This window comes from Rhodococcus sp. (in: high G+C Gram-positive bacteria), assembly GCF_049286785.1.
Classification (GTDB): Bacteria; Actinomycetota; Actinomycetes; order Mycobacteriales; family Mycobacteriaceae; genus Rhodococcus_F.
In genome coordinates this window covers 1-10080 of sequence record NZ_JBAQEO010000911.1, presented here as the reverse complement: position 1 = coordinate 10080, position 10080 = coordinate 1, and the positions used below count along the sequence as shown (strand labels likewise).

Here is a 10080-nt window from a genome sequence, read left to right as displayed (position 1 = left end):
TCCGGCCTTGCTCCAGCCTGAATCAGTACTGGCCCGCTCGCGGTTGCCGTGATGATCGAGACCGCCGGAGCTTCGTGATTCGGTCTCGAATCCGCGATCGCGGCGGCGAGTTGGAGTGGGTGTGGGTGTGGGTGTGGGTACCGGTTCGACGTCGTTCTGCCCCGGACCGACGATCAATCCGACACACGATGATCGATCACTGCCCGCGATGATCGGGCGGCGTCATCGCGGTCCCATGTAGTGCTCACAGGGCTGCGCCAGTCCCGTTCGACTGATCGCCAAGTTTCGAACGGTCACCCGTACGCCGTGTTCGAGGGTGTCGGTGATTCCCCATCTTGACAACTCGACCCGCCGTCCTCGCATGGCGACTGCCTCGCTGCCGTGGTTCGTCGAAACAGCAGAAACACGTGAGACAGCTTGGTGAATACCAGCTGGTTGCTCGCGGTAACTTTGTTCGGCACATCGAACCAAGGAGCCCCACCCCACATGGCGAAGACGAACGCGACCCTGATCTGGAACATCGCGAACCTGCTGCGCGGCCCGTACCAGCCGAACCAGTACGGCGACGTGATCTTGCCGTTCACGATCCTGCGTCGCCTCGACGCCATCCTCGCCCCCACCAAGGACCAGGTGCTGGCCGAATACAGCAACATCCAGGGACTCGGTGTCGATCCCGGGATCGTGCTCAAATCCAAGTTCAACCTGCCGTTCTTCAACACCTCCAAGTGGGACTTCGCCAAGCTCGCCGCCGATCCGGAAGGGCTCGCCGACAACCTCGTCGACTACATCGAGCACTTCTCCCCCAACGTCCGCGACGTGTTCGAGGGCTTCGCGCTGCCGGCCCTGATCGCCGAGCTGGAGAAGAAGGACCGGCTGTACCTGATCGTCAAAGAATTTTCGAACGTCGACCTGCACCCGAACGTGGTGTCCGGGCACGACATGGGTTACATCTTCGAAGAACTCATCCGCAAGTTCGCCGAATCCAACAACGCCCAGGCCGGTGACCACTTCACCCCGCGTGAGGTGATCGCCCTCATGGTCGATGTCTTGTTCGCCGAAAAGGACCTCGAGCTCACCAAACCGGGCATCGTGCGGGAAATCTACGACCCCGCCGCCGGCACCGGCGGGATGCTCTCGGTAGCTTACGACCACCTCACCACGATGAACCCCGATGCCAAGCCTGTCCTGTATGGGCAGGAGATCAACGCCCGCTCCTACGCCATGTGTAAATCCGACATGATCGTCAAAGGTCAGGGCGTCGACAACATCTATCTCGGCGACACCCTCACCGACGACGGCTTCTCCGGCCGTCACTTCGACTTCCTGCTCTCCAACCCCCCGTTCGGGGTCGAATGGAAAACCCAGCAAAAAAGTGTCACTGACGAGCACGAGCAGCGCGGCCATGCCGGACGCTTCGGCCCCGGCCTGCCCCGGATATCCGACGGGTCACTGCTGTTCTTGATGCACCTGATCTCCAAGATGCGCCCCGTCCACGGGCCCAAGGACAAGGGCAGCCGCCTGGCGATGGTCCTCAACGGTTCGCCGCTGTTCACCGGCGGCGCCGGATCCGGTGAGTCGAACATTCGCCAGTGGATCATCGAGAACGACCTGCTCGACGCGATCATCGCCCTACCGACCGACATGTTCTACAACACCGGCATCTCGACCTACATCTGGATCCTCGACAACACCAAGCCCGCGCAGCGTAAGGGCAAGGTCCAGCTCGTCAACGCCGTCGATATGTTCGGTAAAATGCGCAAATCCCTCGGGGCCAAACGTAAGGAATTGCGCGAGCAGGACCTTGCGACAATTACCAAGCTGTATGACGACTTCATCGACGATGACGGTACGGATGAGGCGCCGTCGATCTCGAAGGTCTTCGATGGCAAGGAATTCGGCTACTCCACCATCACCGTCGAACGACCGCTGCAGCTGCGCTTCGAAATCACCTCAGACAAGATCGACGACATCCTCTCAGTGAAATCGATCGCGAAGTTGAAAGATGGAGAGCAGGCCGCTATCCGTAACGCGCTCACGTCGCTGATCGGGTGGGAGTGGAAGGACCGCGACGCATTCGTCGTCGAACTCAAGGACGCACTGCGCAACGCCGGGATCGTGAAGCCCCCGGCCGCCCTGGTTAAGACGGTCTGGTCGAGCATCGGCGAACACGACGACTCCGCAGTGATCTGCACCAATGCGCAGGGTGAGCCCGAGCCGGACCCGTCGCTGCGCGACACCGAGAACGTGCCGCTCACGCAGGACATCCAAGGGTACTTCGAACGCGAGGTCCTCCCCCACGTGCCGGATGCCTGGATCGACCATGACAAGACCAAGGTCGGCTACGAAATCCCGTTTACCCGGCACTTCTACCGGTACACCCCGCCCAGGCCACTCGACGAAATCCAGAGGGACCTACGTGTCTTAGTAGCGGAGATCCAGGCCATGCTTGGCGAGGTCGGCGCATGAACTGGCCTGCGTACCCGGCGTACACGGAGTCCACAACTGCTGAACTAGGCGACATCCCGCAGGAATGGCAGCCAGCGCGATTACGACACCACGTCAAGTTAAATCCAACGGCGCCTCCAGAAGTACGCGCGGCAGGGGCCACTGTAGTGCCGTTCCTGCCGATGGAGGCGATTGGAGAAGACTGGTCACTAGATCTAAGCCGATCACGCCCTGTCGAGGACCTACTTACCGGGTACACCTACTTTGAGGACGGGGATGTCCTCTTCGCGAAGGTCACACCATGTTTTGAAAATGGAAAGGGCGCACTGATCAATGAGCTCCCTACTGGGCACGGATTCGGAACCAGCGAAGTCACCACAATTCGACCCACCATGGCACTCAGCCAGCAATTCATCGGCTATCTAGTACAGAGCAATCGGTTCAAACAATCAGGCGTTGGTGCAATGACGGGCGCCGGAGGACTGAAACGAGTACCGGACGAATTTGTTCGAAACTTCTGGGTAGGGATCCCGTCTGCGGCTGAACAGCACACTATCGTGAATTTTCTCAATCACGAGACAGAGAAGCTCGATGCGCTGATCGGCAAGCATGAACAGCTCATCGTCACCCTCCGCGAGGACCGCACCGCCACCGTCACCCGTGCCGTCACCAAAGGCATCAACCCAAACGTCGAGCTGAAAGAGTCCGGAGTCGAATGGCTAGGTGCGATACCCGTTCACTGGTCCGTTGACCGTCTCAAACATTCGGTAGAGTCGGCCCGGAATGGTATCTGGGGCAGCGACCCGGACGGCAGCGAAGACGACATCCGCTGCGTTCGTGTGGCCGACTTTGATCGCCCACAGCTCGCGATTCACGACCGTAGCATCACATTCCGAAAAATCTCAGCCTCAGAACGCAACGGACGGCTCCTACGCCGGGGCAATCTTCTACTGGAGAAGTCCGGAGGCGGCGATAGAAACCCGGTCGGCTTCGTCGTAGTCTACGACTCCGATACGCCAGCCGTGTGCTCAAACTTCGTGGCACGAGTCGTTCTTTCTCCGGGCCAGCACCCGAAGTTCTGGACATACGTGCATCACTGTCTATACACGTCACGGCTGACTTACCCTTCGATTAAGCAGAACACGGGCATCCAGAACCTTGATCAGCAGAGCTATTTGGACGAACGGGCCGGCTTTCCCCCATCGCAGGAACAGGCTGAGATCGTTGACTTCCTTGACGATCGCTGCACCAAAATTGATGCACTAATCGCAAAGGCAGCCGAGGTAATCGAGACACTTCGCGAGTATCGCGCAGCCTTGATCACAGATGCCGTGACCGGCAAGATCGATGTTCGAGGGGCAGCCTAGGTTATGGCGCAGCACAACGAGATCGAATTCGAGAACGAGATCTGCCAGCACCTCACCGACCATGGCTGGCGGTACTCACCCACCGACACCGGTTATGACCGGGAACTGGCGCTGTTTCCGGAAGATGTGCTCGGCTGGCTGGCCGACACACAGCCCGACCAGCTGGCCAAACGCATTAGCCCAGAGGCCGACCCGGAGACTCGAAAGAAGGCCGCCCAGGGTCTTCTGAAGCGGATTGCGCAGGCGCTATCGGCAGATCTGAAGGCGGACGGTGGCACATTGGCGGTGTTGCGGCGGGGGTTCAAGGACTTCAACGCTCAGTTCTCGATGTGCCAGTTCAAACCGAACACGGGGCTCAATGCCACCACCGCCGGCAAGTACGAGGCGGTGCGATTGAGGGTGATGCGGCAGGTCCACTACTCGGTCACCGCGCCGAAGAAGTCTATCGACCTGGTGTTCTTCGTCAATGGGATCCCCGTCGCGACTGCGGAACTCAAGACCGATTTCACCCAGTCGGTCGCTGACGCGGTGCAACAGTACAAGACCGCCCGCTCACCTAAGGGTGAGCCGTTGCTGCAGTTCGGCACCCGCGCCCTGGTGCACTTCGCGGTCTCCAACGAACAGGTGCAGATGAGCACCAAACTCGCCGGCGACGACACCTACTTTCTGCCGTTCAACCGGGGCAATAACCACCATGCGGGCAACCCGCCCAACCCGGACGGATCACCGACCGCGTACCTGTGGGAAACGATCCTGCAGAAGGACACCTGGCTGGATATCCTCGGCCGGTTCATGCACCTCGAGGTCTCCGAGAGCGTCGACCCGCAGACGGGAAAAAGGACCCGCAAGCAGACGATGCTCTTCCCGCGTTATCACCAGTGGGAGGCGGTCACCCAGCTTGTCGAGTCCGCCCGCACCGAAGGCTCCGGCCACAAGTACCTGATCCAGCACTCCGCGGGTTCGGGGAAGACGAACAGCATTTCATGGCTGGCACAACGGTTGGCGAACCTGCACGACGACGTGGACAAGAAGGTGTTCGATTCGGTTATCGTCGTCACCGACCGCACCGTCCTCGACTCGCAGCTGCAGGAGTCGATCAACCAGATCGAGAAGCGTTCCGGGGTCGTCGCCCACATCGATGGTCTCGGCGGTTCGAAGTCTCAGCTGCTGGCGCAGGCCCTCGAGTCGGGCACCAACATCATCATCGTCACCATCCAAACCTTCCCCTATGCCCTGGACGCCATCAGCGACCGCAAGGCATTGAAGGGCAAGAGTTTCGCGATCATCGCCGACGAGGCCCATTCCTCGCAGGCCGGTGAGGCGTCGAAGAAACTCAAGGCCGTCTTGTCCGAGTCCGAACTCGCGGAACTGTCCGACGGCGGCACCGTGGACGCCGAGGACGTCCTGGCCGCCGAAACCAAGGCGCGGGCGTCGGCGTCGAACATCTCGTTCTTCGCGTTCACCGCCACCCCGAAGACGAAAACGATGGAGCTGTTCGGCCGGCCCGGCCCGGACGGCAAACCGGTGCCGTTCCACCTGTACTCGATGCAGCAGGCCATCGACGAGGGCTTCATCCTCGACGTGCTCCGCAACTACACCCCGTACAAGACCGCGTTCCGGCTCTCCCATGGCGGCAAGACCTATTCGACCGAGGAGACCCCCAACAGTGGGACCGTCGCGGTATCCGGTGGCTCCGGCGAGCCGGACCTGGTGGACAAGTCCGCCGCGATCAAGTCGGTGATGAACTGGGTGAAGCTGCATCCGACGAACATCGCCCAGAAGGTGCAGATCATCGTCGAGCACTTCCGCGACAACGTCGCCTGGCGGTTGGATGGTCAGGCCAAGGCGATGGTTGTCACCAGCTCCCGTAAGGCCGCGGTGCGGTACAAGAAAGCGTTCGACGCCTACGTCGCCGAGCACGGCTACACGAATGTCGCCGCCCTGGTCGCGTTCTCCGGGGAGGTCACCGACCTCGACTCCGGGCCGGATCCGTTCACCGAGAGCAATTCCAACCCCGGCCTGAAAGGCCGCGACCTGCGCGACGCGTTCGCCACCGATGAGTACCAGGTGATGCTGGTCGCCAACAAGTTCCAGACCGGGTTCGATCAACCGAAGCTGGTGGCGATGTACGTCGACAAGAAGCTCTCCGGGGTCGCCGCCGTGCAGACTCTCTCACGCCTGAACCGCATCTATCCGCCGAAGAAGGACCAGACGTTCGTCCTCGATTTCACCAACGATGTCGGTGACATCGTCGATGAGTTCTCCAAGTACTACGAAGTCACCACGCTCGCTGATGTGACCGACCCGAACATCGTCCACGCCACCGAACGCAAAATCTCCGTCGTCGGGATCTATGAAGCCTCCGAGGTCAATGCCCTGGTCGAGGATTACCTGGCGAAGAAGGGTCACAACGCCCTCGAACGCTGGATCAAACCCGCCGTCGACCGGCACGACGTCCGGCAACGCGAAGCCCTCGAGGCTGGGGACGCCGTGGCCGTCGAGGAGTTGGCGATGTTCCGCAAGGACGTCGGCACCTACATCAAGCAGTACGACTTCCTCTCCCAGCTCTTCGACTACGAAGATCCCTGGCTCGAGAAGCTGGCGATCTACCTCAAACACCTTGCGCCGCAGCTGACCGACCGTGTGCAGAAGGATCCGATCGACCTGTCCACGGTGCAGATCGACTACATCGGCCAGCACGAGAAGGCCACCATCGATGGCAAACTCACCGCCGGTGTGGAACTGCAGCCGTCCAAGGAAGCGGGCACCGGGGTCGTGCGGGATCCGGAGATGGTCGCGATGGCGGAGATCATCGACAAGATCAACGACCTGTTCTCCGGCGATCATTCCGAGGCCAGCGTCCGTAACGTCATCACCCATGTCCGTGACAAGCTCGAGGAGAGCGAAACCCTGAAACAGCAGGCGCAGGCCAACTCGCTGTCCCAGTTCTCCGCGTCCCCAGACCTACAGAACGAGTTTGTCAGCGCCGTCATCGGGGCCATGGAATCCTCCACCGACCTTTCGGCCCAAATCCTCAACAACCCCGACCTCGCCCAGAAACTCCTCGGAGAGCTGTTACCGGGGGTGTACCGCAGTCACAATTCAACCAGCACCTAATGAGCCCCGGGCGCTCCGAATCGGGCTGGGTCATCTGGTGAACCGACCGGGGTTTACGCGCCTACCGTTGCTCGCCGACTACCTGGACGCCCGCACCGAGGGCGGACCTCGAAGGTGACGACGAACCTTCATGTCTCGAGCTCGGGCGTGTCGAGGATGGCGAGAAGGTCGGCCAGGAGCCTGTCGGCCTCATCCTCGATGCCGTCGAGGATGTCGCTGACGTCCTCGAGGTGGGTATGGGCGTCGCGGCGCGCGTGGATGCCGCGGTCGTAGTACCCCTGGTCCAGCTCGATGTCGACGACGCCGGGGCCCGTGGCACTCTCGGCCTGTGCCGGTACGGTACGTCGCCGCGTCGACGGCCGCTTGTGATTGGGAGCCTGCCCGTTCAGGTGAGCGCGGGCGATGGTCGCGACGGACTGCCCGGACAACGCGGTCGGCGCAAGGGGGGTGTGTCCCCACCTGTCGATGGGGCTCAGCAGTGGCCGAGTGTCGTGGCGGGCCGACTTCGCGAAGGCGGACAGGTCCGCTTTCGTGTCGAGGCGGCCGGCGAGGAGCCGAGCGCTCGGGTAGCGGTCGAGGAAGCCGAGGATCTCGACCCAGTTCCGATACACCTCCACCGCAGACACGTCGCCAGTGGACGAAGCGGCCACACGAATCCACTGCCCCTCCACACCGATCACCAGCGCTTCTGCGTCGATTGCGACGTCGGCGCGGCGCAACCGGGCAATCTGCTCGAAACTCAGGCCGACGGCGACCAGGGCGAGGATGAGGGCGTCCCGGCGGCCGAACAACCCTCCCGGCCACCCTGTTACCGGGATCCGCGGGATCCGCTGCCAGGCAACGGCCGCGACCCTCGCCAGGCGTTCCGCTCGAGCCGCGCCCAACATCTGCCGGATGGTCTCGCTGCGTCCGGGCGACTGATGCCCGTTGGCCGCATGGACGGTGTTGATTGCGGTAATCCGGCGCCGCTGAGTGCTGTGGGCGGCCGGGTGGTCGGCGAGGAACTCCGCCACGGTGGCCGGGTGCGCCGGCAACATGCGGTAGTCGCAGGCCGAGCACCAGTCGGCGAAGAGCGCCCAATCGTGGGCGTACCGGCGGGCGACGGCTGGGCTGTTACCGGGCGGCGGGAAGCTTTCTGCGTCAATGCTCATGGAGTCGCTAAAGGCCGATCTCGGTGACGGCGTTGCCGATCAGCGGGGCGTTCTCCCGGGCATAGATCTCCACCGTGGCCGGGTGACTGTGCCCGGTCTGGCGCATGATGGCGTGCGCGTCCGCGCCGTTGCGGAACGCCTGGGTGACGAACCCCGCCCGCAACGAATGCCCACCGAGTTGGGCGACGACATTCTCGTCGTACCCGGCCGCTTGGGCGCGGCGGCGGATCGCCGCATGCACCGACGCCCCCGACAGCGCGGTCTCGGAGAGGTTGCCGTTCTTGTGGATCGACCGGAACAACGGCGCATGCGCCCGCATTCGCGGTAGGGCCCCCCGGCACACATGCCCCTCGAACGCCGGGGTGGTGCGCAGCAACCGGATCACCCCCGGTCGGCCGGTGAGGTCGAACGCGGCCACGACCTGTGCCCACCGGAAGTACGCGCATGGTGGGCAGCTGGTGTGTGAGGTGGTGAACGGCAAGGCCTTGATCGTGCCTGCGCCTTCCTGGTCGGTCTTCGACCGGCGTAACCGGATGTGGATTCCGTCCAGGCGGTGCACGCTGACGTCGCCGCAGTTCAGGGCGACGAGTTCGCTGCGGCGGAAGGCGCCGGCGAAGCCCATCAGCAGCAGTGCGGTGTCGCGGCGTTCGTGGACCTCGGCCGCCCAGCCGGTAACAGCCTGCCGGGCGGAGTGGACGATGGTGACGATGTCGTCGACCAGCAGCGGCGCCCGCGGGGTGCGGGGGCGGTCGCCGGCGGCGGCGTAGGTGCGGCGGATCCCGGACAGCGTGGATCGCACCAGCTCGTGGGTGTGCGGGGTGGGGTGCCCGGTGGCACGGTGGTGGTAGCCGATGGCCGCCACCCAGCGGGCCAGCGTGGACGGGGAGTAAGCCCGCTCCCCCACCGTGTCGTAGGTGTCGGCGGCGTCGACGAGGTACGCGGCCACGGTCATCGGGTGCGCTGGGAGGGCGGTGTGCCCATTGACGGTGCACCACTTCTCGAATCGGCGCCACGCCGACGCGTAGGTGCGTCGGGTTCCCTCGGCCCGCGACGAGGACACCGCACCGGCGATCCGGGCTGCGGCGTCCTCGGTCAGCTCCGGCGCCAACCCCCACTCGTCGGCGGGGATGATCTCCGGTGCGGCGGTGCGGGTCCCGGCGGTCTGTTCGATCGTCACAACCGCGGACCCTACCGGCACCTACCGACAGAACTGCTGCACCGGAAAACGCGGCGCGACGTGCGGTTTCGGCGTCGATGCTGCGGAAAATTTCGTTTCCGCACCACGAGCCTCAGACCCCCTGCGCCGATCATTTCAACTTGGTCATACCCGGAATTAGCAGGTGAGTCATGCAGAGCCTGACAGCGACCTCTCTTCCTCAGCACATCAAGCGGCCAGGCCGCGGCCCGCCGCGGTTAGGGCTGCGCAGAAAGTGCCTCGATGAGTGCCGTCGCCGATTCGATCCTCGACCTAGAGTTGGTTGTCGCGTGCGTTGTGCCGGTTTGCGAGTCCAGCGACCTAGCCTGCCCTCGCGCATGGCACGCCCTTGGATCTTGAGATTGTGTACTTTCGCTGCCGCGGGCACGAGGCACGAGGCACGAGGATCATGTCACGCTCCGTTCGGGTTCGGCGGCGAAGGAAGCGGCTCTTCCCCTCGCGAAGCGAGCCACATGGTGTGTTCGCGACTAATCGCTTCCTCTGCATCTGCAACCGCCTGCGGCCATCCAGCCTCATCGACTGCTTTCAGCACGTCGGCTTGAAGTGCAAGTTCTATCGCGGCTACACGGTATGCGGATGTCAGCTGGGAGTACTGCTTCAGGGCGAGCCACGCAGCTCCGGCCGCGACTAGCGCCGCTATGATGCCCGCGAAATCTAAGAAAGTGTTCTGAAAGTGTCACGCCGCGCGGGTCGACTGCCAGGGGCGTCGTCCGCGTGCGGGGGCGAGTCGTCGGGCCATCAATCCGATCATTGCCCATTTGATCATCGCCTCCGAGTGCGCCGG

At 63.0% G+C, this 10080-nt stretch carries 5 protein-coding genes and 1 pseudogene; 3 read left to right on the top strand and 3 right to left on the bottom strand.

The features are described from left to right. The first annotated feature begins 486 nt into the window (after positions 1–486). Genes WAW17_RS32865 through WAW17_RS32855 form a run of 3 tightly spaced genes read left to right on the top strand, consistent with a single transcriptional unit; the run spans position 487 to position 6929 of the window. A complete protein-coding gene (locus WAW17_RS32865; RefSeq protein ID WP_422337008.1) occupies positions 487–2466 on the top strand; it encodes a type I restriction-modification system subunit M in 1980 nt (659 codons plus the stop codon). Beyond that, positions 2463–3812: a hypothetical protein gene (locus WAW17_RS32860; RefSeq protein ID WP_422337007.1), complete on the top strand. Its 1350-nt coding sequence runs from the start codon at positions 2463–2465 to the stop codon at positions 3810–3812. Before WAW17_RS32865 ends, WAW17_RS32860 begins: the two co-directional genes overlap by 4 nt. 3 nt (positions 3813–3815) lie before the next feature. Then, entirely contained in the window at positions 3816–6929 is a 3114-nt protein-coding gene (locus WAW17_RS32855; protein ID WP_422337006.1) for a type I restriction endonuclease subunit R, read from the top strand. A gap of 128 nt (positions 6930–7057) precedes the next feature. On the opposite strand, the gene WAW17_RS32850 is transcribed toward WAW17_RS32855, so the two are convergent. From WAW17_RS32850 to WAW17_RS32840, 3 genes and pseudogenes are all read right to left on the bottom strand, one after another. Next, the gene (locus tag WAW17_RS32850) at positions 7058–8080 is read right to left on the bottom strand and encodes a hypothetical protein (protein WP_422337005.1); all 1023 of its coding nucleotides are present in this window, start codon (positions 8078–8080) and stop codon (positions 7058–7060) included. A 7-nt stretch (positions 8081–8087) separates the two neighbouring features. Beyond that, complete coding sequence (locus tag WAW17_RS32845; protein ID WP_422337009.1) at positions 8088–9209, bottom strand: site-specific integrase; 1122 nt, start codon at positions 9207–9209, stop codon at positions 8088–8090. Positions 9210–9687: 478 nt separating this feature from the next. After that, positions 9688–9954 (bottom strand): annotated as a pseudogene (locus WAW17_RS32840) (SLATT domain-containing protein); the annotation flags it as partial. Positions 9955–10080: the final 126 nt, after the last annotated feature.